Source organism: Mycolicibacterium diernhoferi, from assembly GCF_019456655.1.
GTDB classification, from domain to species: Bacteria; Actinomycetota; Actinomycetes; order Mycobacteriales; family Mycobacteriaceae; genus Mycobacterium; species Mycobacterium diernhoferi.
This window is the reverse complement of record NZ_CP080332.1, coordinates 19311-46238: the sequence shown is the minus strand read 5'-3', so window position 1 is coordinate 46238 and position 26928 is coordinate 19311. Positions and strand designations below refer to the sequence as shown.

The following is a 26928-nucleotide window of genomic DNA, read 5'->3' as shown; positions in this document are numbered from 1 at the left end:
GGGCGGAGCGGGCGAGACAACCCCGGCCCCTTTGTGGTCCCCCGCCGTCACGGCACCGGGATCGGCGCACCGGGCGGCGGCGCCCCCGCAGGCGGCGGCGGAATCGGCGCACCCGGTGCGGGCTGCGGCGGAATCGGCGCACCCGGTGCGGGCTGCGGGGCGTTCGGGTCACCCGGCGGCGGGCCGACCGGAACGGTCGTCGGTGGACCCCACGGGATCGTGATGCCGGGTGCGATCTCCAGGGTCGGCTGGATGACCGTCTCCGACGGCGGCGGGATCTCGGTTTCCGGTGCCGAAGGCCGCGGTGCCGGGGCCGCCGGGGGACCCGCGTAGCCGCCGATCTCGGTCGGCTTGGGGAACGTCTCGTTGTCGGTGCCCTCGAGGGCACCGTCCATGGTGGCCTTCCAGATGTCCGACGGCAGCCCCGACCCGTACACCGGGCCGCCCCACTTGTTGACCAGCGGCTTGTCACCGCCGGTGGTGCCCACCCAGACCGCGGTCGACAGCGACGGGGTGTACCCCACCATCCAGGCGTCCCGGTTGGCGCCGGTGTCACCGAGCTGATTGGTACCGGTCTTGGCCGCGGACGGACGCCCGCCGGCCAGCGCGTGCCCGTTGGAGTAGCCGGCGATCGGCGCCATCGCGGCGGTCACGTTGTCGGCGACATCGGCCTCGATGCGCTGTTCGCCCTCATCGCTGCCGTCGGCGGCGTCGAAGAGCACATTGCCCTCGGAGTCCACCACCTTCTGCACGAAGTGCGGCCGGTGATAGACACCCGAGTTGGCCAGCGTCGCGTACGCGGACGCCATGTCCAGGACTCGGCTCTGGTACTGCCCGAGCACGATGCCGTTGTTGGGCGGTCCGCCCTCGCCGTCCTCGCTCAGGGTGTGTTCCACACCGGGGATGCTCTCGGCGATGCCGGCCTGGTGCGCGGCGTCGGCGACGTCCTGCGGACCGTTCTTGAGCTTGAGCATCAGCCGGTAGTAGCTGGTGTTCAGCGACCGCTTCAGCGCCTCGGCGATGTTGCAGGTGCCGCAGCTGTTTCCCTCGACGTTGGAGATCTTGATGCCGTTGAGTTCCAGCGGGGAGCTGTCGATGTTGTAGCCCAGCCCGATGCCCTGCTGCAGGGCGGCCACCAACGCGAACACCTTGAACGAGGACCCGGTCGGAAGCCCGGCCTGCGCGAAGTCGAAGCCGTTGGCGTCGGCTCCGCCGTAGTAGGCCTTCACCCCGCCGGTGCGCGGATCGATCGACACCACCGCCGCCCGCATATCGGGGTCCTGGCCCTCCAGCGTCTCGGCGACCGCCTCTTCGGCGGCCTGCTGCGCCTGCGGGTCGATCGTGGTGGTGATCTGCAGACCCTCGGTGTTCAGCGTCTGCTCGGTGATGTCGAACAGTTCCAGCAGTTCCCGGGTGACCTGACGTTCGATCAGCCCGTTGGGGCCGGTGGTCTGGTTCGCAGTGCTGGCGAAGTCCGGCGCCACCGTCGGCGGGAACACCTGGGCGGCCCGGTCGGCCGGCGAGAGCGCACCGATTTCGACCATGCCGTCGAGCACCCAGTTCCACCGGTCGGCCGCGCCCTCGGGGTCCACGGCCGGGTCCAGGGTGGACGGCCGTTGGATGAGCGCCGCGAGCAGGGCACCCTCTGCGACGTCGAGTTGCTCGACGGGCTTGTCGAAGTAGGCCCGGGAGGCGGCCGAGATGCCGTAGGCCCCGCGCCCGAAGTAGATGATGTTGAGGTAGGACTCCAGCACCTGGTCCTTGGACCACTCCCCCGACATCTTGGTGGAGATGACGAGTTCCTTGGCTTTTCGCACCAATCCGCCGACGCCGGAGCGTTCGTCGCCGACGAGCGCGTTCTTCACGTACTGCTGGGTGATGGTCGACCCGCCCTGCAATCCGCTGCCGCCGCCGAACAGGTTGTTCAGGAACGCCCGCGCGAACCCGGTGAACGAGAAGCCCGGATTGTCGTAGAAATCCCGGTCTTCGGCGGCCATCACCGCGTCGCGCACGTGCACCGGGATCTGGTCGATCTTCACGTCCACCCGATTGCCCTCGGGCGGAATGATTTTCGCGAGTTCGCTGCCGTCGCTGGCCAGGATGGTGGACACCTGCGCGGTGCGAATGTCGCCGGGCTTGGGGACGTCGACGATCATGTACGCCATACCGAAGGTGATCATCGGCAGCGCGACGAACAGCACCAGCGCGGCGTACAGCGCGCGGCGCACCCACTTCCACTGGAACTTCTTGGCCACCGGTGGCCGGCCACTCGGCGGCGGGCCTCCCGGTCGACCCGGAGGACCCGGCGGTGGCGGTGGCTTGCGCGGCGGCCCACCGTCGAGTGCGGCCTTGACCACATCGATCGGATCGCGCAGATGCGGCGCCACATCGCCGCGCACGGGCGGGATCAGCGCGGTCTTGCGATCGTCGGGAGCTGAGCCCGGGCCCGGCCGCCGGGACGGCGCAGCACCAGCGGACCGCTCGTTTCCGGCTTTGTCCGCTGACCTGCTCTGGCGCCCTTCGCTATTCACTGGCCGTACGCGCGTCGGAGCGCGCCGATCGAGTGCCCTTCGCGCGCTGCGTCCCCTTCGGACGCGGCGTGCCCAGCACGTACGACTTGACCAGATGATTCCAACTGCAAGTGCGGCATACCTCCACCACATGGACGGCGAATTCGTCGTATCGGGTTGCGAGCAGCACCAGCTCCTCGGCTGTGCGTGCCGAACCCGACACCGCACCGAGATGCTCACCGAAGACCCAGGACACCAATGTCAACTGTTCCTTACGGCAGATCGGGCACATGACCGAACTGGTCTTCCCGTGGTACTTCGCAGCGCGCAGCAAGTAGGGGTTCGCGTCACACACCTCGGAGACCCCGGTCCTCCCGGAGTACACCTCGGCCAGCAGGGACCGACGCCGCAAGGCGTAATCCACCACCTGTCGCTGCAATCGCACGATCACCAGAGTACGTCGGTGCCTCAGCTACCGAGGCGCGACGGCGGCGCGTTGACCGCAGAACTTCTACCTCCATTCCTCGTGGCGGCACGGCAGACAGCGCGAATACGGGCCCGGGACACCGACCGTGGTGCCGCCTGCAAGGCGCTGGTCACCGCGCACAGCGAAGGCCAGCCGGCGTCGATCACATCGCCGACCCGGCCGGTCAGATACCGCGGGTTGAGCAGCCGAGCTGACGTCCCGCGCGCATGACCAGTTGGTTTTACGATCAGCGGCGTGGCGACACGGCAGACAGCGGGCACCCGGGCACGGGACGCCGACCGCGATGACACGTGCAAGGTCCTGGACAGCGCGCTCAGCGAGGGTCAGCTGTCCATGGAGGAACACCGCCAGCGAGTGACGGCGGCGACCAGCGCAGCGACCCTCGGGGACCTACAGGCGCTGGTGTCGGATCTGCAGACCGCCAGTGCGCCGGTCGAGCTGCCGAACCTGGCACCCGAGCGCAAGGTCCTACCGCTCGGCCCCAGCACCGGTTGGGGCCTGCGCATCGCCACGGCGGCGGTCCTGGTGCTGCTCGGGATCGCCATCGGCTGGGGTCTGTACGGCAACACCTCCTCGCCGCTGAGCTTCCAAACCGACCCGGGCGCCAAGGCGGACGGCATCCCGGCCACGGTGCTGACCCCGCCGCGGCAGCTGCATTCACTCGGCGGCCTCACCGGGCTGTTCCAGCAGATGAAGGAGAAATTCGGCGACACCTCGGGTTACGACCTGACGATCTTCGACGACTACGCATCCCTGGAACGCCCGGACCCGACCGAGCCCCGCCGGGTGTTGCGGTACAGCTACCGCGGTGGCTGGGACGACCCGTCGGAGACCAGCGTCGGCAGCGACGCCCGGCTCGTCGACCTGGCCGCCTTCGACGTGCCCACCTTCGTCGGCCTGATCCGCGGCGCACCGGAAACCCTCGGCATCGATCCGGCCGAGGTGAAGCAGATCCACGTCAGCGTGGAGCCGAACTCCGATCGCACCGCACCGCCGGAGAGCATCGAGATCAGCGTGTACGTCACGCCCACCTTCGGCAACAGCGGGTACATCGAGTTCAACGGCGACGCCTCGGTGAAGCGGATCAGCTACCCGAGCTGACGCCCGATGTAGCGAGTTATATATCGGCGCGATACAGTTGCGCGAGGTGTTGGTTCGTCGTAGCGACCGACAAAGCGAAGACGAATGGTTGCGGCCGCCGGCCGCAAAAACAGGGGGAGGTGACTCGATGCTGGAGCTCGCCATCCTCGGACTTCTGTTGGAGTCACCGATGCACGGCTACGAACTTCGTAAGCGGCTGACCGGCTTGCTGGGCGCTTTTCGCGCCTTCTCTTACGGCTCCCTCTACCCGGCGTTGCGCCGCATGCAAGCCGACGGCCTCATCGTCGAGGACGCCGCGCCGGACGGAACCCCGAAGATGCGCCGCGCCCGGCGCGTCTACCAACTCAGCGATGCGGGCAAGGCCCGATTCGCCGAACTGGTGGCCGACACCGGACCGCAGAACTACACCGACGACGGTTTCGGCGTGCACCTGGCGTTCTTCAACCGCACGCCGGCCGAGGCCAGGATGCGCATCCTGGAGGGCCGCCGCCGCCAGGTGGAGGAACGCCGCGAGGGCCTGCGGGAAGCGATCGCACGGGCCAGCACGTCACTGGACCGCTACACCAAGCAGCTTCATCAGCTGGGCCTGGAGTCCAGCGAGCGCGAAGTCAAATGGCTCAACGAACTGATCACGGCCGAACGCGTCGCGCAGGGCAACCCGGAAGCACAGCCGTGAACACCACACCGACCATCGAGGATCCGAAGGAGAATGACCATGTCCAAGCCTGAGTCCACCGAGGTCAGGGTCGCGATTGTCGGAGTCGGCAACTGCGCATCCTCCTTGGTCCAGGGTGTGCAGTACTACCGCGACGCGGACGAGAACGCCAGCGTCCCCGGCCTGATGCATGTGAAGTTCGGCCCGTACCACGTCCGCGACGTCAAGTTCGTCGCCGCGTTCGACGTGGACGCCAAGAAGGTCGGCTTCGACCTGTCCGAGGCGATCGGCGCCTCGGAGAACAACACCATCAAGATCGCCGACGTCCCGCCGACCGACATCATCGTCCAGCGCGGCCCGACCCTGGACGGCATCGGCAAGTACTACTCCGAGACCATCGAGGTCTCCGACGCCGACCCGGTGGACGTGGTCAAGGCCCTCAAGGACGCCAAGGTCGACGTGCTGGTGTCCTACCTGCCCGTCGGTTCCGAAGAGGCCGACAAGTTCTACGCCCAGTGCGCCATCGACGCCAAGGTCGCGTTCGTCAACGCGCTGCCGGTGTTCATCGCCTCGGATCCGGTGTGGGCCAAGAAGTTCGAGGATGCCGGTGTGCCGATCGTCGGCGACGACATCAAGAGCCAGGTCGGCGCCACCATCACCCACCGCGTGATGGCCAAGCTGTTCGAGGACCGCGGCGTCACGCTGGACCGCACCTACCAGCTCAACGTCGGCGGCAACATGGACTTCAAGAACATGCTGGAGCGCGACCGCCTGGAGTCCAAGAAGGTCTCCAAGACCCAGGCCGTCACCAGCAACCTGACCGGCTCGCTGGCCGACAAGGTCTACGACAAGAACGTGCACATCGGCCCGTCGGACTACGTGGCCTGGCTGGACGACCGCAAGTGGGCCTACGTCCGCCTGGAGGGCCGCGCCTTCGGTGACGTGCCGCTGACCCTGGAGTACAAGCTCGAGGTGTGGGACTCCCCCAACTCGGCAGGCATCATCATCGACGCCGTGCGCGCCGCCAAGATCGCCAAGGACCGCGGCCTGGGCGGCCCGATCCTGCCAGCCTCGGCATACCTGATGAAGAGCCCGCCGGAGCAGCTCGCCGACGACGTCGCGCGCACCCAGCTGGAAGCCTTCATCCAGGGCTGATTCTTTTCACACACCGACGGTGCGGTGAGATCGCGTTTCGCTACGAAATGTCGATCTCACCGCACCGTCGGCGTTTCTGGGCACGTATAAACGTTTGATGGCCATCTCAGACGACGACCTGCTGGACCTCGACGAGTTCGCGTTGCTCCCGGAGAATGCCGAACAGCTCGGGCTCAGCGGCCCACTGCCGTCCGCGCAGCGGCTGCACCTCGGCCCGATCAGCGCCATCAAATGGGGCGACGCCGACCCGGAGGTGGTGTTCCTGCACGGCGGCGGGCAGAACGCGCACACCTGGGACACCGTCATCCTCGGGCTCGGCCTGCCGGCGCTGGCGCTGGACCTGCCCGGGCACGGCCGCTCGGCCTGGCGCGAGGACGGCGACTACGGCCCCAAACTCAACGCCGAAACCGTCAAACCGGTGCTGCGCGAGCACGCCCCCGGCGCCCGGCTGGTGGTCGGTATGTCGCTGGGCGGGCTGACCGCGCTGCGGGTGGCCGCGTCCGAACCGGCGCTGGTGCCCGAACTGGTGCTCGTCGACGTCACCCCGTCGGCACCGGAGCGGCACGAGCAGATGTCCAAGGCCCAGCTGGGTGCGGTCGCGCTGGTGCAGGGTGAGCGGACCTTCGACAGCTTCCAGGCGATGCTCGACGTGACCGTCGCCGCCGCCCCGCACCGTGATCGTAACTCGTTGCGCCGCGGCGTTTTCCACAATGCCAAGCGGCTCGACGACGGCACCTGGACCTGGCGCTACGACTCGATGCGCAAGGGTGTCACCGATATGAGTGCGGGGCTGCCGGACTCGTTCCTCGGCCTCTGGGACGACGTCCCGTCCATCACCATGCCGACCACGCTGGTGCGCGGGGCGAACTCCTACTTCGTCAACGACGAGGACGCGGCGGCCTTCGCCGACGGCGCCCCCGGCTTCCGGCAGACCCACATCGTCGAGGGCGCCGGGCATTCGGTGCAGGGCGATCAGCCGGCCAAGCTGGTCGAGATCCTGCGGGGCATCGTCAGCCGCTGACCGGCAGCACCATCACCACGGTGTAGCCGATATCGCGCAGGATGCCGATCTCCATCGCGCTGAGGACCCGGACGCCCAGCCCCTCCCCGGTCTTGGCGTTCATCATCAGCTGCCCGGCGTCCATGAAGGTCTTGTCGTCGGTGTGGCTGCCCGAACTGCCGCCCTCCCACGGCGACGGGGTGTACAGCGGGACCGCCCTGCCGCCGTACGCCGCCCGTGCATAGCGGCCACCGACGTAGAGCCCGCCGTCCTGACCGGTGAGGATTGCGTCGTAGTCGGTGTCCCAGTCGAGGTTCCGGTCGATCGGACGGCGCCCATTCGCGGTGACCAGGAACCGGTCCAGCGTCGCCCAGTTGCGGCCCTCGTTGTCGCCGGGTTCGTCGGTCATGGACAGGAACCCGAACGAGTGCAGCAGTTCGTGCATTGCGGTCGACTGAAAGTCGAATTCGTCGGCACCGACTTCGTCGCCGAGCGCCCAATCGCTACCGAAATTCCAGGTGATCCGGCCGTCGGCGGCCGTACCGTTCACGTCGATACCGGTGCGCAGCTTGTGCTGCACCACGGTGTCCCAGTACCCGGGTTCATGGCTGATCAGTGCGCTGCCGGCGGATGCCAGGGTGGACGAGTCCGGATCGTCCTGGGCCCGCACGACGTAGTTGAGCACCACCGGGTTGAGCACCCGGAAGTAGAGGATCAGCGCATCGGCGGAGCGCTGCAGCGCCTCCCGGCGCTCGGAAGTCCAGTACTGCGCGCCTTCGGTGTAGTCGAAGTCGAACGTCACGGCGCCCTGGTTGATCAGCGACCGCACCGGGTTGCTGCCGATCGGGCGGAACGGCTGCAGCAGATTGGTGTGGAATCCGATATCGATGGCGGTGACCCGGAACGCGTCCACACCGTCGAAGTCCTGGCCGGGGGTGTAGGTGAAGGTGCCGTCCCGGTTGACCTGCACACTGCCCGTCTTGGGTCCGCGGGTCAGCACGTAGATGATCCGGTCACCGTCGGGGTCGTACCCGCCCACGGTGCCGGTGACCGGGCCGTCGAGCACCCCGGTGATCTGCACCGGATCGATGGTGGGCGCCTGGTTGAAGAACGTGCGCCGGACGGTGAAGAACGACGCCTCCAGTTGGCCCTTGGTCCGGTCCGAGGTCTGCAACGAGTCGATCCAGGCCAGGCTGCTGGTGGTCCAGGCATCCAGTGAGCGGGCCACCCAGCGCTGGTACGGACTCTGCCACGATCTGGTCGGCGACGGAACCGGAGCCGCGTCCGGAACATTTTGTGGCGCAGCGGTGTTCGTGACCTCGGTCGGCTCGACCGTCAGTTCCGGGGCGCCGGCTGTGCCGGCGACTTCCTTGGCGTCCTTGCCGTCCTTGCCGAGTCCGCGGGCGGGCCGCTCGTCGACGGTGGGCGATTCGGCATCGAAGTCGGTCTCGGTGTGCGCCGCACGTGCCGCGCGCCGCGGATCCCCCGCCGACCGGACCGTCCGCACGGATCGAACCGAGCGCTGACCATCGGATGCGGAGGCACTCGACGCTGCCGAGGACTTACCCCCGGTGTCCGCCTCGGCGGTGCCCACCTGGGGCCCAGCGATAGAGAGCCCCCACATGGCGGCGCCCATTCCCGCCGATGCGACACCGAGCTGCAGCCACCGCCGAGCGGGCGAACCGGTCCTGGTATCCCCGATGGGCATATTTGACTCCCTCGTCAATAGTGTTGACCGAAATGTACGCGCCGCAACCAACCGGGTCCGGCAAATTCTGTGAACCGGCAAAAATTGCGGATTGTGGATAATCGGCCCGTCGACCACCGTTCATCTTCTACTTGCCTGCTGCTCGTCTGAGCCTCGTAGCTTTTCCCCATGACGCTTGCACCGTTGAATCTCTTTGTCGCGCACCGGGGACGGTCGTCGCGCCAACACATCACCTGCCGCAACCGGTGCGGGGACGCCTGTTCCAGGCCGGCGCCCAACTCCAGCGACAACGAGTACTTCGGCGATATCGTGGCGGCGATGTCGCGCCGATCTGCGCTGCGCGTCGGTGGTGTCGCGGTGCTGGCGATCGGCGCGGGGTCGGTGTTGGCCGCCTGCGGTACCGGCGAAAAGCCCGCCGCCACCGAGACTTCCATCTCCCCTGCCGCCGCGCCCGATTCCCCCGCGGGGATGCGCTTCGACAGCGTCGCGGTCAACACCGAAGACGCGGTGGTGATCCCGGACGGCTACCAGCAGCGCGTGGTGATCGGCTGGGGCGACCCGGTGCTGCCCGGCGCACCGGTGTTCGACATCGCCGGGCAGACCGGCGCCGCGCAGCGTCAGCAGTTCGGTTTCAACAACGATTTCGCTGCGCTGTTGCCCATCACCGGACGGCCCGACCGCTTCCTGCTCGTGGTCAACCACGAATACAACAGCCCACAGTTCATGTTCCCCGGCTACGACCCCGACGCCCCGACCCGCGAGCAGTTCGACGTGGAGGTCGCCGCGCTGGGGCTCTCGGTCGTCGAGGTGGAACGCAGCCCGCAGGGCGGACTGCGACCCGTGCTGGGCCGCTACAACCGCCGCATCACCGCCGACACCCCGTTCATCCTGGACGGCCCGGCCGCCGGCGCCGACACCGTCAAGACCGTCGCCGACCCCACCGGCCGGGCCGTGCTGGGCACCTTCGCCAACTGTGCCGGTGGTGTAACACCCTGGGGGACCGTCCTTTCCGGTGAGGAGAACTTCCACACCTACTTCGGTTCGGCCGAAGGCACCGCGCTCCCCGACCCGGACAAGGCCAAGCGCTACGGCGTGCTGGCCGAACCCTCGGAACACAGATGGGAGACGTTCGACCCGCGCTTCGATCTGGGGGCCACCCCCAACGAGGTGAACCGCTTCGGCTGCGTCATCGAGGTCGACCCCTGGGACCCGGCGTCGGTGCCGGTGAAACACTCCGCACTCGGCCGGTTCAAACACGAGGGCGCCACCGTCCACGTCACCGACGACGGCACCGTGGTGGTGTACACCGGCGACGACGAGCGTTTCGACTACATGTACAAGTTCGTCTCGGCCAACAAGATCCGACCCGGCGATACCGCGCACAACATGCGACTGCTGTCCGAGGGCACGCTGTACGTCGCGACGTTGTCCGGGCAGAACCCGGGCAGCGGTACCTGGATCCCGCTGCTGCACTCCGGGACCGACGTCGCCGAGTCCCTGGTCGACGGTTTCACCGCGCAGGACGTCGCGGTGTTCACCCGGCTGGCCGCCGACCGGGCGGGTGCCACCAAGATGGACCGGCCCGAGGATTTCGAGGCGAACCCGAAGACCGGAAAGGTCTACGTCGCGCTGACCAACAACGACAAGCGCGGCACCGAGGGCAAGCCCGGGCCCGACGGGGCCAATCCGCGCAACGAGAACAAGAACGGTCAGGTCCTGGAGATCACCGATGACCATGCCGGCACCACCTTCACCTGGGACCTGCTGCTGGTGTGCGGGGATCCGGCCGCGGCCGACACCTACTACGGCGGCTTCGACAAGTCCAAGGTCAGTCCGATCTCCTGCCCGGACAACCTGGCCTTCGACAGCCAGGGCAACCTGTGGATCTCCACCGACGGGAACGCGTTGGAGGGCAACGACGGTCTGTTCGCCGTGGCCTTGGACGGACCCAACCGCGGTGAGACCAAGCAGTTTCTCACGGTGCCGATCGGCGCGGAGACGTGCGGGCCGGTGGTCACCGACGACTTGATCACCGTCAGCGTTCAGCACCCTGGCGAGGGCGATGAGTACAGCCTGGACAACCCGCTTTCACACTGGCCGGACGGGGGCGGCGCGCCGGCCCGGCCCGCGGTGGTGGCGGTGTGGCGGGACAACGGCAACATCGGCGTCTGATTCGGGGTAGTAGTGGAACCATGACTTCCTCTCCGCGCCCCATCCGCATCGGCGTCCAACTGCAGCCCCAGCACTCCCCCACCTACGGCCACATCCGCGACGCGGTGCGCCGGGCCGAGGACATCGGCATCGACGTCGCGTTCAACTGGGACCACTTCTTCCCGCTGTACGGCGACCCGGACGGCGCGCACTACGAATGCTGGACGATGCTGGCCGCCTGGGCCGAGCAGACCTCGCGGCTGGAGATCGGCGCGCTGGTCACCTGCAACTCCTACCGCAACCCCGACCTGCTCGCCGACATGGCGCGCACCGTCGACAACATCTCCGACGGCCGCCTCATCCTGGGCATCGGATCCGGTTGGAAACAAAAGGATTACGACGAGTACGGCTACGACTTCGGCACCGCGGGCAGCCGCATCGACGACCTGACCGCCGCACTGCCGCGCATCACCGCACGGTTGGGAAAGCTCAATCCCGCTCCGCTGCGCGACATCCCGATCCTGATCGGCGGGCAGGGCGAGCGCAAGACGTTACGCCTGGTCGCCGAGCACGCCCACATCTGGCACGGCTTCACCGACGGTGACACCTACCCGGCCAAGGCCGCGGTGCTCGACCGGCACTGCGCCGATGTGGGCCGTGATCCCGCCGCCATCGAACGCTCCTCGGGTGTGCCGGAGACGAGCGTGGAGGCCGCACTGGCCGGCGCGCAGACACTCGTCGACCTCGGTGTGACGCTGCTTACCGTCGGCGTCAACGGGCCCGACTACGACCTGAGTATCGCCGAGGCTCTGGTGAAGTGGCGCGACGACCGGGCCGCCGGCTGACCAAAAAGGGAGCGGCCCACGCAGCGTTTCTGCGTGAGAGACTGCACCCGCTATGCCCAAGAAGTACGGGGTCAAAGAAAAGGACCTGGTTGTCAGCTACGTGGTGAACTCGATCCTGACCGGGAAACTGCGCTCGGGGGATCGGTTGGACCGCAACGAGATCGCCGCCGAGCTGGGGATCAGCAGGGTTCCCATTCAGGAAGCCGTGGTGCAGCTCGAGCACGACGGGATCCTCGCGACCCAGTACCACCGCGGCGCCTTCATCCAGCGCTTCGACGCCGAGGTGCTGCGTGAACACCATGAGCTCTACGGTGTGCTCCACGGCATCGCCGCGGCCCGCGCCGCCACCGCGGGCCGACCGGAGCTGCACACCACGCTGCGGACACTGACCGCGAACCTGCGGAACAGCCGGGACCCCCGCACCTTCCACGAAACCGCGGAGCTGTACCGGCAGGCGGTCACCGAAGCACACAGCGGCCCGCGGCTGCAGGCCGCCATCGCGGCGGCGCACACGTTCATACCGCCCGCGTTCTGGGCCGCTCATCTGGACGCACCGGGCGAGTTGCTCGAGCACTACCGGGCGCAGACCGCGGCCATCACGGCCCGGGATCCGGGTGCGGCGCGGGCCGCCTGCGTCGCGGCCTCGGAGGTGTTGGGCACCATCATGCTGACCGAACTGGTGCGCCGCGGAGTACTCGAAATGAGTTGAAGGGTTCGACCGCACCCCCGCAGCGACTAGCTTTTCTGTCATGACCCCGTTGCTTCGCCGGACCGTGCACCCGTTGCTGGCGGTACTGCTCGCCCTCCTGGCCTGCTCGATCGGGTTGGCCGCGCCGGCCGCCGCGGATCAGTGCGCCCCGCCCGGTATCGACAGCGCCAGTGCGCTGCCCACCAACCTGGCCGCGGCCGCGCAAGGCCCCGGGGCCGACAAGTACACCACCCCCGGCGTCGTACCCCTGGACAGCATCGACACCGCCGCGCTGCGTCTGGCCACCCCGGGCGTGCTGACCGTCGGCACCCTGTCCGACGCCCCGCCGAGCATCTGCATCAACGCGGCCAGCCAGTTCACCGGTTTCGACAACGAGGTGTTGCGGGCCATCGCGGACAAACTGGGCCTGCGGATCAACTTCGTCGGCACCGATTTCTCCGGGCTGCTGGCCCAGGTCGCCTCGGGCCGTTTCGACGTCGGATCGTCGTCGATCACCACCACCGATGCCCGGCGCCAGACCGTCGGATTCACCAACGGCTATGACTTCGGCTACTTCTCGCTGGTGGTGCCGTCCGGCTCACCGATCACCAGCTTCTCCGAACTGGCTGCCGGCCAGCGGATCGGTGTCGTCCAGGGCACCGTCCAGGAGGCCTACGTGGTGGACACCCTCGGCCTGGATCCGGTGAAGTTCCCGGACTACAACACCGTGTACGGGAGCCTCAAGACCCGCCAGATCGATGCCTGGGTGGCCCCGTCGCAACAGGCCGTCGGAACGGTGCAGCCGGGCGATCCGGTCGAGATCATCGAAAACACGTTCAGCTTGGACAATTTCGTCGCATACGCCGTGGCCAAGGAGAACCAACCGCTGATCGACGCGCTCAACTCCGGGCTGGACGCGGTGATCGCCGACGGCACCTGGTCCCGGCTCTACACCGACTGGGTGCCCCGCGCACTACCGCCGGGCTGGAAGCCCGGCTCCAAAGCCGCACCCGCACCGCAACTTCCGGACTTCGCGGCGATCGCCGCCGAACGGCCGCAGAACACCACACCGGGGGCGCCGACGGCACCCAGATCGGTGCTCGGCCAACTCGCCGATTCCTTCCTGAACTGGGATCTGTACCGCCAGGCCATTCCCGACCTGTTCAAGACCGGCCTGCCCAACACACTGATCCTCACCGCCGGCGCGGCGGTCATCGGTGTGGTGCTGGGCCTGCTGCTGGCGGTCGCCGGGATCTCCCGGTCCCGGTTGCTGCGCTGGCCGGCGCGGGTGTACACCGACATCTTCCGCGGCCTTCCGGAGGTGGTGATCATCCTGATCATCGGGCTGGGCATCGGCCCGATCGTCGGCGGCATCACCGGCAACAATCCGTACCCGCTCGGCATCGCCGCGCTGGGCCTGATGTCGGCGGCCTACGTCGGCGAGATCTTCCGGTCCGGCATCCAGAGTGTGGAGACCGGGCAGATGGAGGCCTCCCGTGCCCTGGGCTTCAGCTACTCGGCCTCGATGCAGCTGGTGATCATCCCGCAGGGGATCCGACGGGTGCTGCCCGCGCTGGTCAACCAGTTCATCTCCCTGCTGAAGGCGTCCTCGCTGGTGTACTTCCTCGGCCTGGTCGCCAATCAGCGCGAGCTCTTCCAGGTCGGGCGCGACCTGAACGCCCAGACCGGGAACCTCTCGCCGCTGGTCGCCGCCGGACTGTTCTACCTGATCCTGACCATTCCGCTCACCCACCTGGTCAACGTCATCGACGCCCGGCTGCGCACCGGGAAACAGCCCGCCCCCATCCAAGAGGAGATGATCTGATGGCGACCCCGGAGTTGGCAGCAGTTTCGCTGGGCGCCAAGGACATTCACCTCTCCTTCGGCGGCAACGCGGTCCTGCGCGGTGTCGACCTGGACGTCCCCGCCGGCACCACCACCGCCGTCATCGGCCCGTCCGGATCGGGCAAGTCCACGCTGTTGCGCACCCTGAACCGGCTCTACGAACCCGACAAGGGCGACATCCTGCTGGACGGCAGATCGGTGCTCGGGGACAACCCCGATCAACTCCGGCAGCGCATCGGCATGGTGTTCCAGCAGTTCAACCTGTTCCCGCACCGCACCGTGCTGGACAACGTGACACTCGCGCCGCGAAAGCTCAAGGGGATGTCCGCCGACGCCGCGCGCGAACTCGGCCTGGCGCAACTGGACCGGGTCGGACTGCGGCACAAGGCCGATGTCCGGCCGGCCACCCTGTCGGGCGGACAGCAGCAGCGGGTGGCGATCGCCCGGGCGCTGGCGATGGCCCCGCAGGTGATGTTCTTCGACGAGGCCACCTCGGCGCTGGATCCCGAGCTGGTCAAGGGAATCCTGGAGCTGATCGCCGACCTGGGGTCCACCGGGATGACGATGGTGGTGGTGACCCACGAGATGGCCTTCGCCCGATCTGCCGCCGACGCCGTCGTCTTCATGGACCACGGCAAGGTCGTCGAATCCGGCCCGCCGGAGCAGATCTTCGAACACGCCGAGACCGAGCGGTTGCAGCGGTTCTTGGACCAGGTCATCTGATCTTTCGCGGGTGCCTGCCCGAGGGGACCCGGCAGGTTAGACTGGCTGATTATGGTCGAGACCGATCCGCAGGCCGGCGAACTGGCTGGAGAGCTGCAACGTGTGCTCTCCAAACTGTTTTCGGTGCTGCGACGTGGTGACACCAACCGCGGCGCCAGCAATACCGGCGCCGGGGACCTGACGCTCGCGCAGCTCTCTATCCTGCTGACCCTGCTGGAATGCGGCCCGATCCGGATGACCGACCTGGCCGCCCACGAGCGGGTTCGCACACCCACCACCACGGTCGCCATCCGGCGACTGGAGAAATTGGGTCTGGTCAAACGGTCCCGCGACCCGTCGGATCTGCGTGCCGTGCTCGTCGAGGTGACCCCGAGAGGTCTGGTGCAGCACCGCGAGGCCCTGGATACCCGGCGTGCCTTCCTGGCCAACATGCTGGCCGCGCTCAGCCCCGAGGACCAGGCGACCCTGGCGTCGGCCCTGGGCTCCCTGGACCGGCTGGCCGATCAAGCTCAGTCCTGACTCACCCCAGCCAGTCCAGCACCGCCGCGGCGGTCCAGGACTGCTGCATGCTGCCCAGCGGTTCCCCGGTGAACGGCTCGTAGTACTCGGCGAAGGTGCCGTCGCTGGCCTGGCGCAGCCCCTCCTGGCGCAACGCCAGGGACCGCTCGGACCAGCCGCGCCGCGCGAAGCACCAGGAGAACAGCCACGTGGTCACCGGCCAGACCGGCCCGCGCCAATACTCGCGCGGCCGGAAGTCCCGGGATACCGGTGACGTCGTCGGGATCAACGCATAGCGCAGATCCGGGTGGCTGCAGAAGCGCGGGCCCTCCAGCAGCTTGAGCAGCGCCCGTTCCTTGTCGTGGGGCAACCCGCCGCACAGCAGCGGGGCGAACTGGGCGACCGTCTCGGTGGCCACCCACCGGTCCGCGCGGACATCGAAATCCCTTGCCGCGCCGGTACGTTCGTCGGTGGCATCGACGACGCCGGCGCGGAACTTCTCGGCCCAGCGGTACAGGTCGCGGACGTCGGCGGGTGAGCGTTTGTAGTCCTCGCCGATCTCGGCGAGCACGGTGCACGCCACCGAGAAGATCGCCGAGACGAACACGTCCTCGACCGCGAAGCTCATGGTCTTGGCGAGCAGTTCGTCGTCGTAGCGAGCGGCCTTCATCTCCTCCAACAGCCACAGGTAACGGTCGTACTCCAGGTCCGAGGGCCGTTGGGTGGCGTCGGTGTTGATCTTGTTGTCCTCGCGCTGGTACTCCGGCACGGTGCCGGGGACCACGTTCGCGTAGGCACTGTCCCAGCGCGGCGAGTTGTCCATCCCGGACTCCCAGCCGTGGTACAGCGTGACGCGACCGTGCCCCCGCAGGTCGCGGCACTCGGCCAGCCAGCGGTGCCAGCGCACCAGATCGTCCCAGCGCCGGTCCAGGAAGGCCTCGGCGACCGCCCGGGTGGAGCGGCCGCGGGTCTTGGCCCGATCCAGGATGCGCTGCACGGCGATGGCGTGCACCGGCGGCTGGGTGATACCCGACGTGTGCCGGGTGCGCGGCGCGTGCTCGGCCAGCGCGGAGGTGGCCCAGCGCGCCGGCCCGGGGAAGTACCCGTCCACACCGTTGGCGAACACGATGTGCGGGATCATCCCGTTGCCCCACTGCGCCGACAGCAGGGTGTCCAGTTCGACGACGGCGCGTTCCACGCTGAGCGGGGCCAGGCCGATGGCGACGAACGCCGCGTCCCAGCTCCACATGTGCGGGTACAGCAGGGGCGCGGCGGTGGTCATCACGCCCAGGTCATTACCGCGCAGCAGATACGCCGCGCGCGCCGCGAGCTGGGTGGGAGCGAAGCTTGGGTCCGGTGGCATCGCATCAATAATGCGATGCCGCGGCCCGGCGTGCAGTGTCGGTAGTGTTTTGGCCGTGCCCACAGCCCTGATAACCGGTGCCGGCGGCGGGATCGGATCGGCCGTCGCCACCGCCCTCGCGCCCACTCACACGCTGCTTCTGGCGGGCCGCCCGTCGGCGCATCTGGACGCCCTCGCCGCGCGTCTCGGGGCACCGACCTGGCCATTGGACCTGGCCGACCAGGAATCCATCGAAGCGGCCGCCGAGCCGCTCGCCGAGCTCGACGTGCTGGTGCACAACGCCGGGGTGCTCTACCCCGGTACGGTCGGCGAGTCCTCGGCCGAGCAGTGGCGGGCGAGCTTTGAGATCAACGTCACCGGCGCCGTCGCGTTGACGCTGGCACTGCTGCCCGCGCTGCGCGCCGCCCGCGGGCAGGTGGTGTTCATCAATTCCGGTGCCGGCCAGAAGGTCTCCGCCGGGATGGCGTCCTACTCGGCGAGCAAGTTCGCGCTGCGGGCGTTCGCCGACTCGCTGCGCACCGACGAACCGTCCCTGCGGGTGACGTCGATCTTCCCGGGCCGCACCGATTCGGAGATGCAGCGCGACCTCGTCGCCTACGAGGCGCACGGAGAAGACCACGCGTACGACCCGGCCAAGTTCCTGCGGCCCGAAACCGTGGCCGCGACCGTCGCGCAGGCGGTGCTCACCCCGCCCGACGGCCACGTGCACGAGGTGGTCATCCGCCCGCGCGGGTGACTACACGACGAGATTGACCAGCCGGCCCGGCACCACGATGACCTTCTTCGGGGCGGCGCCGTCCAGGAAGGCCTGCACCTTCTCGTCGGCCAGCGCCGCGGCCTCCAGCGCCGCCTTGTCGGCGTCGGCGGCGACGGTGATCTTGCCGCGCACCTTGCCGTTGACCTGCACCGGCAGCTCCACGGTGTCGTCGACCAGGTAACGCTCGTCGGCCACCGGGAACGGCCCGTGCGCCAGCGAGGTGTCGTGCCCCAGCCGGCGCCACAGTTCCTCGGCCAGGTGCGGCGCGAGCGGGGCCACCATCAACACCAGCGGCTCGATCGCCGCCCGCGCCGTCACGCCCTCCTTGGTCAGGTGGTTGGTGTACTCGATGAGCTTGGCGGCCGCGGTGTTGTTACGCAGAGCCGCGTAGTCCTCGGCCACTCCGGCGATGGTCTTGTTCAGCGCGCGCAGGGTCTCGTCGGAGACCACGGCGTCATCGCTGACCCGCTGGGCACCGGTCGTCTCGTCGATGACCGCCCGCCAGACCCGCTGCAGGAAACGGTGCGCGCCGACCACGTCCTTGGTGGCCCAGGGCCGCGACGCCTCCAGCGGACCCATCGACATCTCGTACACGCGCAGGGTGTCCGCGCCGTACTCATCGCAGATCTCGTCGGGTGAGACGGAGTTCTTCAGGCTCTTGCCGATCTTGCCGAACTCCTGGTTGACCTCGATCTCACCCTCGGGTGCCGGGTAGTAGAACTTCCCGTCCCGCTCGATGACCTCGGCGGCGGGCACATAGGAGCCCCGCGCGTCGGTGTAGGCGAAGGCCTGGATGTAACCCTGGTTGACCAGCCGCCGGTACGGCTCCGACGAGCTGACGTGGCCCAGGTCGAAGAGCACCTTGTGCCAGAACCGCGAGTACAGCAGGTGCAGCACGGCATGCTCGACACCACCGACGTAGAGGTCGACACCGCCCGGGTCCTGCGGGCCGTGGATGTCGGGCCGCGGACCCATCCAGTACGCCTCGTTCTCCTTGGCGCAGAACGTGTCCTGGTTGTGCGGGTCGGCGTAACGCAGTTCGTACCAGGAACTTCCGGCCCACTGCGGCATCACGTTGGTGTCGCGGCTGTAGGTCTGCAGACCGTCGCCGAGATCCATTTCGACGTGCACCCACTCGTTGGCCTTGCCCAGCGGCGGGGACGGCTCGCTGTCCGCGTCGTCCGGGTCGAACATCACCGGCGCGTAGTCCGGGATATCGGGGAGTTCCACCGGCAGAGCCGATTCCGGTAGCGGGTGGGCGCGGCCGTCGGCGTCGTAGACGATCGGGAACGGCTCGCCCCAGTACCGCTGCCGGGCGAACAGCCAGTCCCGCAGCTTGAATTCGACGCGCGCCTTGCCGGTCCCCTCGGCCTCCAGGCGGGCGATGATCGCGTCCTTGGCAGCGGCCACGTCGAGGCCGTTCAGATAGTCGGAGTTCACCAGGGTGCCGTCACCGCTGTAGGCGCCCTCGGTGATGTCACCGCCCGACACGACCTCGACGATGGGCAGCCCGAACGCGGTGGCGAACTCCCAGTCACGCTGATCCCCGCTGGGCACCGCCATGATGGCGCCGGTGCCGTAGCCGGCCAGCACGTAGTCGGCGATGAACACCGGAACCCGTTGTCCGTTCACCGGATTGGTGGCGTAGGCGCCGGTGAAGACGCCGGTCTTGGACTTGTTCTCCTGGCGTTCGAGGTCCGACTTCGCCGCGATGTCGGCGCGGTAGGTCGCCACCGCTTCGGCCGGGGTGCCCGCGCCGTAGGTCCAGCGGTCATCGGTGCCGTCGGGCCACGATGCGGCGACCAGCGCGTCGACCAGGTCGTGCTCGGGTGCCAGCACCATGTAGGTGGCACCGAACAGGGTGTCGGGGCGGGTGGTGAACACCTCGATGTCCCCCGCCTCGGTGGCGAAACGCACCTCGGCGCCGGTCGAACGGCCGATCCAGTTGCGCTGCATGGCCTTGACCTTGTCCGGCCAGTCCAGCACGTCCAGGTCGTCGAGCAACCGATCGGAGTACGCGGTGATGCGCATCATCCACTGCCGCAGGCGTTTCCGGAACACCGGATAGTTGCCGCGGTCGCTGCGGCCGTCGGAGGTGACCTCCTCGTTGGCCAGCACCGTGCCCAGGCCCGGGCACCAGTTGACCATCGAGTCGGCGCGGTACACCAGCCGGTGGGAATCGACCGCGTCCGCGCGCTCGGCCTTGCTCAGATCGGCCCAGCTGCGACCGTCGGGCAGCGACCGCGCGCCGGACTCGTATTCGGCGATCAGCTCGGAAACCGGACGGGCGCGGTTGAGCTCGGGGTCGAACCAGGCGTTGTAGATCTGCAGGAAGATCCACTGCGTCCACTTGTAGAAGTCGACGTCGGTGGTGGAGAAGCTGCGCCGCGAATCGTGGCCCAGACCCAGCCGGCCCAGCTGACGACGGAAGTTGACGATGTTGGCTTCGGTGCGGGTGCGCGGGTGGGTACCGGTCTGCACCGCATACTGCTCGGCGGGCAACCCGAACGCGTCGAAGCCGAGCGCGTGCAGCACGTTGCGACCGGTCATCCGGAAGTAGCGGGCGTACACATCGGTGGCGATGTAGCCGAGCGGGTGCCCGACGTGCAGGCCGTCCCCGGAGGGGTACGGGAACATGTCCTGGACGAACATCTTGTCCGCCGGGACGGGCGAGCCGTCGGCGGGCGCCAGCGACCCCACCGGGTTGGGCACGTGGAACGTCCCGAGCCCATGCCAGCGCTGCTGCCAGGTCTGCTCGATCTCACCGGCCAACTGCGCGTTGTAGCGGTGGCTGGGGGCGTCGGCGTCGGTGGCGGCTGCGTCAGCCGAGGAGTCTGTCACCCAAACAGGGTATAAGCGCCGCTCGCGCGCCCTTCGGCCACGGGTTGGTATCGGTTCCGTTGCAGGGCGCTCACCACATGGTTGCAGCTGTGTTCCGGCGCTGGTGAGAAGGCCGGGGGCGTGGTTACAGTCGGCCCCTGACCCAGGCACGTGCAACTCGGAAGGACCGGCGTCAGATGAATCACAACGCCTCCCGCCCTCGCGGCTCTCACGTCCGGCAGAGCTGGCGGATCGCGATCGCGGGGACCGCCGCCGGCTTCGCCGGTGTGGTGGGCCTGTCGGGCACCGCCGCCGCCGAGCCGCTCGCTCCGCAGCCGTCCCTTCCGAGCCCGGCCACCGTGACCCAGACCGTCACCGTCATCCCGCAGGCAGCTCCCGCGGTGCCCGGACCGTCCCAGCCCGTCGGCCCGGCCACGGTGCCGGCCTCCGGACCCGGCGTCCTCCCGGCGGCCGTGCCGCCCGGCACCGCTGCCGGGCTGGGGACGACCACCACCACCGCCACGGCCCCCGCGGCCGCGCCCCGCCCGGTCTCGGTGCCGCTGTCGCCGAATCCGTCGGGCACCATCCGGGACTACCTGGCAAGCCGCAATGTGGCGATGGAACCGCAGGTGCCCACCAACTTCTCCGCGCTGAACATCGTGCTGCCCCGGCCGACCGGGTGGACCCAGGTGCCGGACCCGAATGTGCCCGACGCCTTCGCGGTGATCGCCGACCGGGTCGGTGGGGACGGGCTGTACACCTCCAACGCGCAGGTGGTGGTGTACAAGCTGGTCGGGGATTTCGATGCCCGCGAGGCCATCCGGCACGGGTTCACCGACAGCCAGCAGTTGACCGCGTGGCGGGCGACCGGCGGGTCGATCGCCGAGGTCAACGGGGTGCCGACCTCGATCATCGAGGGCACCTACCGCGAGAACAACATGACCTTGAACACGTCGCGGCGACACATCATCGCGACCTCGGGCACCGACCGCTACCTGGTGTCGCTGTCGGTGACGACCGCCGAATCGCAGTCGGTCGCCGCCGCCGACGCGGTCGATGCGATCGTCAACGGTTTCCGGGTGGCCGCACCTGCTCCGGCCCCGGCCGCAGCCCCCGCGCCGGCCGGGCGGATCCCACCCACCGCACCGCTGAACGCGGCCACGGTCCCGGTCAGCCTGGGCGGAGCCTCCGGGCTCGGGCCCGTCTTCTCACCGGTGAGCGGCCTCCCCTGATCGGTCCCCCGGCGGCGCCCCTTATCCTGGGTCCATGCTCATCGCCGCGGTGCTCTGCCTGTGCGTGGCAGCGGCCACTGCCGGTGCCGCCGCCTGGTCGCTGAATCGTCCCTACGCCGCCGACCCGGTTCGGCAGGTCCTGCGGGCCGTCGCACCCACCCAGTTCGCCGCGGCCGCCATGCTGGCCGCCGGTGGCATCGTGGGTCTGGTCGCGCCGGCCCAGATGGGCCTGCTGGTGCTGGTGGTCTGCGTCATCGGGGCGATCGGAACCGTCGGGGCCGGCTGCTGGCAGAGCGCGAAACTGGTGGCATTGAAGGAAGCCGAGCAGGACGCTCGCCGTGAAGCGGGCGGCGGCTGCGCAGGCTCGTGCGGTTCGTGCTCGCTGACCGGCGCCGACCCGTCGGGCCGCTCCATCTGCGGCTGAGCTAGTTCAGGCTCAGATCGATCGGGTGGGTCGCCAGCAGCGACAGCGGTAGTGGCTGACGCCGCAACACCCGAGCCCACAGATCCACCCTCGGTTCGACGAGGACATCCGAGGGCAACGCCGACAGCACGATCCAATCGTCGCGCTCGATCTCTCCCTCGAGTTGGCCGGTGGTCCACCCCGAGTAGCCAGCGAAGATCCGCACCCCTTCCAACGCGGGTGCCAGCGCGTCGGGATCGGCATCCAGATCGACCATGACGACCCGGCCCTGCACGTGCCGGATCCCGGCTACGCCGGTGATGTCCACCCCGGCCCGGACGGTGGCCAGGCACAGGGCGGAGTCGCGCTTCACCGGTCCGCCGATGAACATCGTCTTCGGCTTCATCGCGAGCTTGGCCCACTGCGGCAACACGTTGTACACCGCGGTTTCGCTGGGCCGGTTCAGCACCACGCCGAGGGTGCCGCCGTCGTTGTGCTCGATGATGTAGATGACGGTGCGCCGGAACGTCGGTTCGAACAGATCTGTATCGGCCAGCAGCAGAGTTCCGGCGCGCACATGCGGTGCCGTCGGAGTGATGTGATCCTCCGGTTCCTCGAGCGGTCCCACTGGTCCATCATGTCACCAGGACCCCCTTGCAGCAGCGAACAACAAGCGGTCCGCGGAGATATTTGTACTGTGGATCCGGGTGCCGACCGCAGTCCCGGCCCGGACAGGATCTGAACTGATGACTGACGCCCGCAATCCGCCGGGAACCTGGCAGAGCGTGCGTGATCTACCCGAGTTCCGGCGGCTGCTGGAACTACGGGCGGTCAGCCAATTCGGCGACGGGCTGTTCCAGGCCGGTCTGGCCGGAGCCATCCTGTTCAGCACCGAACGGGCCGCCACCCCGAATGAGATCGCGCTGTCCTTCGCGGTGATGTTCCTGCCCTATTCGCTACTCGGCCCGTTCGCCGGGGCCCTGCTGGACCGCTGGGACCGGCGCCTGGTCCTGATCGGGGCCAATACCGGTCGGCTGCTGCTCGTACTCGCAGTGGGCGCCGCGTTGGCGGTGGGCACCGGACACCTGGTGCTGTTGCTCGGTGCGCTGATCGTCAACGGCTTCACCCGGTTCGTGTCCTCGGGTCTGTCGGCGGCGCTGCCGCACGTGGTGCCACGCGACAAGGTGCTGACGATGAACTCCGTGGCGACCGCGACCGGCGCGCTGGCGACATTCCTGGGCGCCAACTTCATGCTGCTGCCGCGCTGGCTGTTCGGCGCCGACGACGCGGGCGCCGCCGTGGTCATCCTGCTGGCCGCGGCGCCGGTGTTGCTCGCGCTGGTGCTCTCGGTGCGGTTCTCACCGCACGTGCTCGGCCCGGACGACAGCATCCGCGCGGTGCACGGATCGGTGCGCTACGCGGTGGCCACCGGGTGGGTGCACGGCATCCGGACCGTGGCCGCGGTGCCGACGGTGGCCGCCACCCTCGGCGGACTGGCGGCTCACCGCATGGCGTTCGGCATCAACACGCTGCTGGTGCTGGTGATCGTCCGGCACAGCGGCGATCAGGAGGTCGCCGGGCTGGGGCTGGGCATCGCGGTGCTCTTCATCGCCGCCACCGGCACCGGGTCCTTCCTGTCCACCGTGTTCACCCCGGCCGCGGTCCGGCGCTGGGGCCGGTACCGCACGTCCAACGGCGCGCTGGCGCTCGCGGTGGTGGTGCAGCTGCTCGCCGCGGGCCTGCACCTGCCGGTGATGATCGCCTGCGGCTTCGTCCTGGGTGCGGCCGGACAGGTGGTGAAGCTGTGCGCGGACAGCGCCATGCAGATCGATGTGGACGATGCGCTGCGCGGGCACGTCTTCACCGTCCAGGACGCGCTGTTCTGGGTGACGTTCGTGGCCGCCATCGCCGCGGCGGCGGCGGTGATCCCGGTCGACGGGCGGTCGGTGCCGCTGGTGCTCGCCGGCTCGGCGGTCTATCTGCTGGGGCTGGCGGTGCACGCCGGGCTGGGCCGGCGGATCCCGGCGGATTAGGGTTGCGCCATGCCCGGTCCCGCACCGATGGTTGCCGACCTGCGCGACGAAAGCGACGCGTTGGACGCCCTGGTGGCCGACCTTCCCGCGACCGGCTGGCAGACGCCCACCCCCGCCCCGGGATGGACCATCGCGCATCAGATCGCGCATCTGTGGTGGACCGACCGGGTCTCGCTGCAGACGATCACCGACGAGCCGGCCTTCGCCGCGGTACTGGGCGAGGCCGCCGGGAATCCGCACGGCTTCGTCGACGCCGCCGCCGAGCGGCTGGCCGCCACCCCGCCGGCCGAGCTGCTGAAGGGTTGGCGCACCGACCGTGCGGCGCTGCACGCCGCCCTGCTCGAGGTCCCCGACGGCCGCAAGCTGACCTGGTTCGGGCCGCCCATGAGCGCGCCCTCGATGGCCACCGCGCGGCTGATGGAGACCTGGGCCCACGGACTGGACGTCGCCGACGCGCTCGGTGTCCGTCGCCCACCCACCGCGCGGCTGCGCTCGGTCGCCCACATCGGGGTGCGCACCCGCGATTTCGCCTTCGGCACCCACGGCCTGACCCCGCCTACTGCACCGTTTCACGTGAAACTACAAGGGCCAGAGGGTGATTGGTGGACCTGGGGGCCCGAGGACGCCACCCAGACGGTGACCGGCCCGGCGGAGGATTTCTGCATGCTGGTCACCCAGCGGCGCGCGCCGCACCAACTCGCCGTGGTGGCCGTCGGACCCGATGCCGAGAAATGGCTCACCATCGCGCAGGCCTTCGCCGGGCCGCCCGGCGCCGGCCGCAGCTGACCGCAACCAGATTCACCGACCCCGATGTGCGCGATGCCCGCACCCTGATCGACGCGCTCGGCTAAACCTCACTCGCCGAGTCCGCGCGCCCGTCCCCGTCGCTGTCGACGAGTCTCACATCCCAGCGGCCGTCCCCGTCGCGGTCGGCGTATGCGCTGTCCCCGGCCAGCACCCGATCGGCGAGCCCGTCACCGTCAGCGTCGAGCAGCCGGTCGTCGGCCAGGCCGTCACCGTCGAAGTCGACCATCGGGCCGGGCCCGAATACCGGGCCGGCCTCCACCCCGTCCAGACCGAACCAGCGCAACTGCCCGGTCCGGTCGACGGCCACCGCCCAGGTCCCCGACCCGTCGTCGGTGAAGTACACCGGCGCCGGGCCGTCCCGGTCATGGACGGCGTGATCGGCCAGCCCGTCGAAGGGCGGCCCGTCGAGATCGGCCAGCGCATCGTCGGGGCGGCCGTCGGCGTCGAGGTCCAGCGCAAAGGCGTCGAGCACCCCGTCACCGTCGATGTCCAGCGTCGGCTCGGCCGACCAGATGGCCGCACCGCCGGCTCCGTCCCCCAGGCAATAGTCCATGCCTGTTCAGACGCATCAGGACTGCTGTGCGTTCCACCACTTGTGCAGTTCGGCGACCGCCTCGTCGTGATCCAGCGGGCCTCGGTCCAGCCGGAGCTCCTTGAGGTGGTTCCAGGCCTTACCCACCAACGGGCCGGGCGGGATCCCGAGAATCTCCATGATGGCGTTGCCGTCCAGATCCGGGCGGACCCGCTGCAGATCCTCCTTGGCGGCCAGTTCGGCGATCCGCGTCTCGAGCTCGTCGTAGTTGGCCTGCAGCCGGGCGGCGCGGCGCTTGTTGCGGGTGGTGCAGTCGGCGCGCACCAGCTTGTGCAACCGCCCCAGCAGCGGTCCGGCGTCGGTGACGTAGCGGCGCACCGCCGAGTCGGTCCACCGGCCGTCGCCGTAGCCGTGGAATCGAAGGTGCAGGTACACCAGCTGCGACACGTCGTCGACCATCTGCTTGGAGTACTTGAGTGCCCGCATCCGCTTGCGGACCATCTTGGCGCCGACCACCTCGTGGTGGTGGAAACTCACACCGCCGTCCTGCTCGTGGCGGCGGGTGCCGGGCTTGCCGATGTCGTGCAGCAGCGCCGCCCAGCGCAACACCAGATCCGGGCCCCCCGGGTCTCCCCCGGGCTCGCTGCTCTGCTGCCCCGCCGGCTCCTCCAGGTCGATGGCCTGCTTGAGCACCGTCAGCGAATGCCAGTACACGTCCTTGTGCTGGTGGTGCTCGTCGATGGCCATCCGCATGTCGCCGACCTCGGGCAGCACCACCGCGCCGAGACCGGTCTGCACCATCAGGTCGATGCCCGCGACCGGGTCGGCGCCGAGCAGCAGCTTGTCCAGCTCGGCGGCCACCCGCTCGGCGGTGATCCGTTCCAACTGCGGCGCCATCTCCAGCAGCGCCTCCAGCACCCGCGGCGCCACCGAGAACCCCAGCTGGGATACGAAGCGCGCGGCCCGCAGCATCCGCAACGGGTCGTCCCCGAAGGAGATCTGCGGTGCGGACGGGGTGTCGAGCACCCGTTCGCGCAGCGCGGTCAGCCCGCCGAGCGGATCCAGGAACTCGGCCGGGCCCGCCTCGGTGATGCGGACCGCCATGGCGTTGACGGTGAAGTCGCGGCGCACCAGATCGTCGGAGAGCCGGTCCCCGAACCGCACCTGCGGATTGCGGGACACCTGGTCGTAGCTGTCGGCGCGGAAGGTGGTGATCTCGAACCGGTGCCCGGCCTTGCCGACACCGATGGTCCCGAACTCGATGCCGGTGTCCCACAGCGCGTCGGCCCAGCCGCGCAGCAGTTTCTGCATCTGCTCGGGGCGCGCGTCGGTGGTGAAGTCCAGGTCCGAGTACAGCCGGCCCAGCAGCGCATCGCGGACACTGCCGCCGACCAGGTACAGCTCATGACCGGCGGCGGCGAAGACCGCGCCGATGTCGCGGAGGATCTCGCCGTAGCTGTTCAGCGCAACCCAGGCTCCCGCCAGCAGTTCGGCCTCGGCGGCATCTGGAGTCGGGTCATTCGGCACGTTCGGTGAGCCTAATGGTCGATAACGACCCGGCGACAGCCCGGCCACGACCGGCGCGTGTGGCGAGCAGGTAAAGCTGCGGCAACTA

23 protein-coding genes are annotated in these 26928 nt (G+C 69.0%); 15 read left to right on the top strand and 8 right to left on the bottom strand.

Going from position 1 to position 26928, the window contains the following annotated elements:
• Window positions 1-47 precede the first annotated feature (47 nt).
• Window positions 48-2531: a transglycosylase domain-containing protein gene (locus K0O62_RS00205; RefSeq protein ID WP_079244489.1), complete on the bottom strand. Its 2484-nt coding sequence runs from the start codon at window positions 2529-2531 to the stop codon at window positions 48-50.
• Window positions 2524-2955 (bottom strand): DUF5318 family protein, encoded by a 432-nt coding sequence (locus tag K0O62_RS00200; protein WP_073858537.1) that lies wholly within the window; start codon window positions 2953-2955, stop codon window positions 2524-2526. The genes K0O62_RS00205 and K0O62_RS00200 overlap by 8 nt, the downstream gene beginning before the upstream one ends.
• A gap of 276 nt (window positions 2956-3231) precedes the next feature.
• Between K0O62_RS00200 and K0O62_RS00195 the strand changes: the two genes are divergently transcribed.
• The 4 genes from K0O62_RS00195 (at window position 3232) to K0O62_RS00180 (ending at window position 6929) form a co-directional block, all read left to right on the top strand.
• A complete protein-coding gene (locus K0O62_RS00195; RefSeq protein WP_073858452.1) occupies window positions 3232-4098 on the top strand; it encodes a DUF1707 SHOCT-like domain-containing protein in 867 nt (288 codons plus the stop codon).
• A gap of 127 nt (window positions 4099-4225) precedes the next feature.
• Complete coding sequence (locus tag K0O62_RS00190; RefSeq protein WP_073858453.1) at window positions 4226-4774, top strand: PadR family transcriptional regulator; 549 nt, start codon at window positions 4226-4228, stop codon at window positions 4772-4774.
• 39 nt (window positions 4775-4813) lie between these two features.
• Window positions 4814-5908, top strand: coding sequence for an inositol-3-phosphate synthase (locus tag K0O62_RS00185; protein ID WP_073858538.1), 1095 nt, complete (start codon window positions 4814-4816; stop codon window positions 5906-5908).
• A 97-nt stretch (window positions 5909-6005) separates the two neighbouring features.
• A complete protein-coding gene (locus tag K0O62_RS00180; RefSeq protein ID WP_073858454.1) occupies window positions 6006-6929 on the top strand; it encodes an Rv0045c family esterase in 924 nt (307 codons plus the stop codon).
• On the opposite strand, the gene K0O62_RS00175 is transcribed toward K0O62_RS00180, so the two are convergent.
• Window positions 6919-8616, bottom strand: coding sequence for an Ig-like domain-containing protein (locus K0O62_RS00175; protein WP_073858455.1), 1698 nt, complete (start codon window positions 8614-8616; stop codon window positions 6919-6921). The genes K0O62_RS00180 and K0O62_RS00175 overlap by 11 nt on opposite strands.
• 168 nt (window positions 8617-8784) lie before the next feature.
• Between K0O62_RS00175 and K0O62_RS00170 the strand changes: the two genes are divergently transcribed.
• The 6 genes from K0O62_RS00170 to K0O62_RS00145 are packed head-to-tail and all read left to right on the top strand — an operon-like array spanning window position 8785 to window position 15387.
• Window positions 8785-10788 carry a PhoX family protein gene (locus tag K0O62_RS00170; protein WP_073858456.1) on the top strand — a complete coding sequence of 668 codons (2004 nt, stop codon included), beginning with the start codon at window positions 8785-8787 and terminating at the stop codon, window positions 10786-10788.
• Between the two features lie 20 nt (window positions 10789-10808).
• Window positions 10809-11612 (top strand): LLM class F420-dependent oxidoreductase, encoded by an 804-nt coding sequence (locus tag K0O62_RS00165; protein ID WP_073858457.1) that lies wholly within the window; start codon window positions 10809-10811, stop codon window positions 11610-11612.
• A 52-nt stretch (window positions 11613-11664) separates the two neighbouring features.
• A complete protein-coding gene (locus K0O62_RS00160) occupies window positions 11665-12321 on the top strand; it encodes a GntR family transcriptional regulator (RefSeq protein WP_073858458.1) in 657 nt (218 codons plus the stop codon).
• A 40-nt stretch (window positions 12322-12361) separates the two neighbouring features.
• Window positions 12362-14125 (top strand): ABC transporter substrate-binding protein/permease, encoded by a 1764-nt coding sequence (locus K0O62_RS00155; RefSeq protein WP_073858459.1) that lies wholly within the window; start codon window positions 12362-12364, stop codon window positions 14123-14125.
• Entirely contained in the window at window positions 14125-14868 is a 744-nt protein-coding gene (locus tag K0O62_RS00150) for an amino acid ABC transporter ATP-binding protein (protein ID WP_073858460.1), read from the top strand. Before K0O62_RS00155 ends, K0O62_RS00150 begins: the two co-directional genes overlap by 1 nt.
• A 51-nt stretch (window positions 14869-14919) precedes the next feature.
• A complete protein-coding gene (locus K0O62_RS00145; protein ID WP_073858461.1) occupies window positions 14920-15387 on the top strand; it encodes a MarR family winged helix-turn-helix transcriptional regulator in 468 nt (155 codons plus the stop codon).
• A 1-nt stretch (window position 15388) separates the two neighbouring features.
• Here K0O62_RS00145 and ggh read toward each other — a convergent pair whose 3' ends face one another.
• Window positions 15389-16729, bottom strand: a complete 1341-nt coding sequence (gene ggh, locus K0O62_RS00140; protein WP_073858462.1) for a glucosylglycerate hydrolase — start codon at window positions 16727-16729, stop codon at window positions 15389-15391.
• Between the two features lie 55 nt (window positions 16730-16784).
• Here ggh and K0O62_RS00135 point away from each other — a divergent pair, with 55 nt between their 5' ends.
• Window positions 16785-17465 carry an SDR family oxidoreductase gene (locus tag K0O62_RS00135; protein WP_073858463.1) on the top strand — a complete coding sequence of 227 codons (681 nt, stop codon included), beginning with the start codon at window positions 16785-16787 and terminating at the stop codon, window positions 17463-17465.
• Here the strand turns inward: K0O62_RS00135 and leuS are convergent, their stop codons facing one another.
• Window positions 17466-20327: a leucine--tRNA ligase gene (gene leuS, locus K0O62_RS00130; protein ID WP_073858464.1), complete on the bottom strand. Its 2862-nt coding sequence runs from the start codon at window positions 20325-20327 to the stop codon at window positions 17466-17468. It abuts the gene before it with no gap.
• 176 nt (window positions 20328-20503) lie between these two features.
• Between leuS and K0O62_RS00125 the strand changes: the two genes are divergently transcribed.
• The gene (locus K0O62_RS00125) at window positions 20504-21538 is read left to right on the top strand and encodes an LpqN/LpqT family lipoprotein (protein WP_073858465.1); all 1035 of its coding nucleotides are present in this window, start codon (window positions 20504-20506) and stop codon (window positions 21536-21538) included.
• A 34-nt stretch (window positions 21539-21572) separates the two neighbouring features.
• A complete protein-coding gene (locus tag K0O62_RS00120; protein ID WP_073858466.1) occupies window positions 21573-21962 on the top strand; it encodes a hypothetical protein in 390 nt (129 codons plus the stop codon).
• 1 nt (window position 21963) lies between these two features.
• Here the strand turns inward: K0O62_RS00120 and K0O62_RS00115 are convergent, their stop codons facing one another.
• Window positions 21964-22569 (bottom strand): YqgE/AlgH family protein, encoded by a 606-nt coding sequence (locus tag K0O62_RS00115; protein WP_073858467.1) that lies wholly within the window; start codon window positions 22567-22569, stop codon window positions 21964-21966.
• A gap of 118 nt (window positions 22570-22687) precedes the next feature.
• On the opposite strand from K0O62_RS00115, the gene K0O62_RS00110 reads away from it, so the two are divergent.
• Together K0O62_RS00110 and K0O62_RS00105 are read left to right on the top strand one after the other, a co-directional pair.
• Window positions 22688-23974 carry an MFS transporter gene (locus K0O62_RS00110; protein WP_073858468.1) on the top strand — a complete coding sequence of 429 codons (1287 nt, stop codon included), beginning with the start codon at window positions 22688-22690 and terminating at the stop codon, window positions 23972-23974.
• 9 nt (window positions 23975-23983) lie between these two features.
• Window positions 23984-24760: a TIGR03084 family metal-binding protein gene (locus K0O62_RS00105; RefSeq protein ID WP_073858469.1), complete on the top strand. Its 777-nt coding sequence runs from the start codon at window positions 23984-23986 to the stop codon at window positions 24758-24760.
• 61 nt (window positions 24761-24821) lie between these two features.
• Here the strand turns inward: K0O62_RS00105 and K0O62_RS00100 are convergent, their stop codons facing one another.
• Together K0O62_RS00100 and K0O62_RS00095 are read right to left on the bottom strand one after the other, a co-directional pair.
• Window positions 24822-25334, bottom strand: coding sequence for a pullulanase (locus K0O62_RS00100; protein WP_073858470.1), 513 nt, complete (start codon window positions 25332-25334; stop codon window positions 24822-24824).
• Between the two features lie 15 nt (window positions 25335-25349).
• Entirely contained in the window at window positions 25350-26840 is a 1491-nt protein-coding gene (locus K0O62_RS00095; protein ID WP_073858471.1) for a CCA tRNA nucleotidyltransferase, read from the bottom strand.
• Between the last annotated feature and the right edge of the window lie 88 nt (window positions 26841-26928).

Coding starts and splice junctions, on each gene's coding strand:
- K0O62_RS00190 (WP_073858453.1), top strand. CDS start 4,226: ATGCTGGAGCTCGCCATCCTCGGACTTCTGTTGGAGTCACCGATGCAC.
- K0O62_RS00175 (WP_073858455.1), bottom strand. CDS start 8,616: ATGCCCATCGGGGATACCAGGACCGGTTCGCCCGCTCGGCGGTGGCTG.
- K0O62_RS00170 (WP_073858456.1), top strand. CDS start 8,785: ATGACGCTTGCACCGTTGAATCTCTTTGTCGCGCACCGGGGACGGTCG.
- K0O62_RS00120 (WP_073858466.1), top strand. CDS start 21,573: ATGCTCATCGCCGCGGTGCTCTGCCTGTGCGTGGCAGCGGCCACTGCC.
- K0O62_RS00165 (WP_073858457.1), top strand. CDS start 10,809: ATGACTTCCTCTCCGCGCCCCATCCGCATCGGCGTCCAACTGCAGCCC.
- ggh (WP_073858462.1), bottom strand. CDS start 16,729: ATGCCACCGGACCCAAGCTTCGCTCCCACCCAGCTCGCGGCGCGCGCG.
- K0O62_RS00100 (WP_073858470.1), bottom strand. CDS start 25,334: ATGGACTATTGCCTGGGGGACGGAGCCGGCGGTGCGGCCATCTGGTCG.
- K0O62_RS00155 (WP_073858459.1), top strand. CDS start 12,362: ATGACCCCGTTGCTTCGCCGGACCGTGCACCCGTTGCTGGCGGTACTG.
- K0O62_RS00145 (WP_073858461.1), top strand. CDS start 14,920: ATGGTCGAGACCGATCCGCAGGCCGGCGAACTGGCTGGAGAGCTGCAA.
- K0O62_RS00105 (WP_073858469.1), top strand. CDS start 23,984: ATGCCCGGTCCCGCACCGATGGTTGCCGACCTGCGCGACGAAAGCGAC.
- K0O62_RS00110 (WP_073858468.1), top strand. CDS start 22,688: ATGACTGACGCCCGCAATCCGCCGGGAACCTGGCAGAGCGTGCGTGAT.
- K0O62_RS00125 (WP_073858465.1), top strand. CDS start 20,504: ATGAATCACAACGCCTCCCGCCCTCGCGGCTCTCACGTCCGGCAGAGC.
- K0O62_RS00180 (WP_073858454.1), top strand. CDS start 6,006: ATGGCCATCTCAGACGACGACCTGCTGGACCTCGACGAGTTCGCGTTG.
- K0O62_RS00150 (WP_073858460.1), top strand. CDS start 14,125: ATGGCGACCCCGGAGTTGGCAGCAGTTTCGCTGGGCGCCAAGGACATT.
- K0O62_RS00160 (WP_073858458.1), top strand. CDS start 11,665: ATGCCCAAGAAGTACGGGGTCAAAGAAAAGGACCTGGTTGTCAGCTAC.
- K0O62_RS00185 (WP_073858538.1), top strand. CDS start 4,814: ATGTCCAAGCCTGAGTCCACCGAGGTCAGGGTCGCGATTGTCGGAGTC.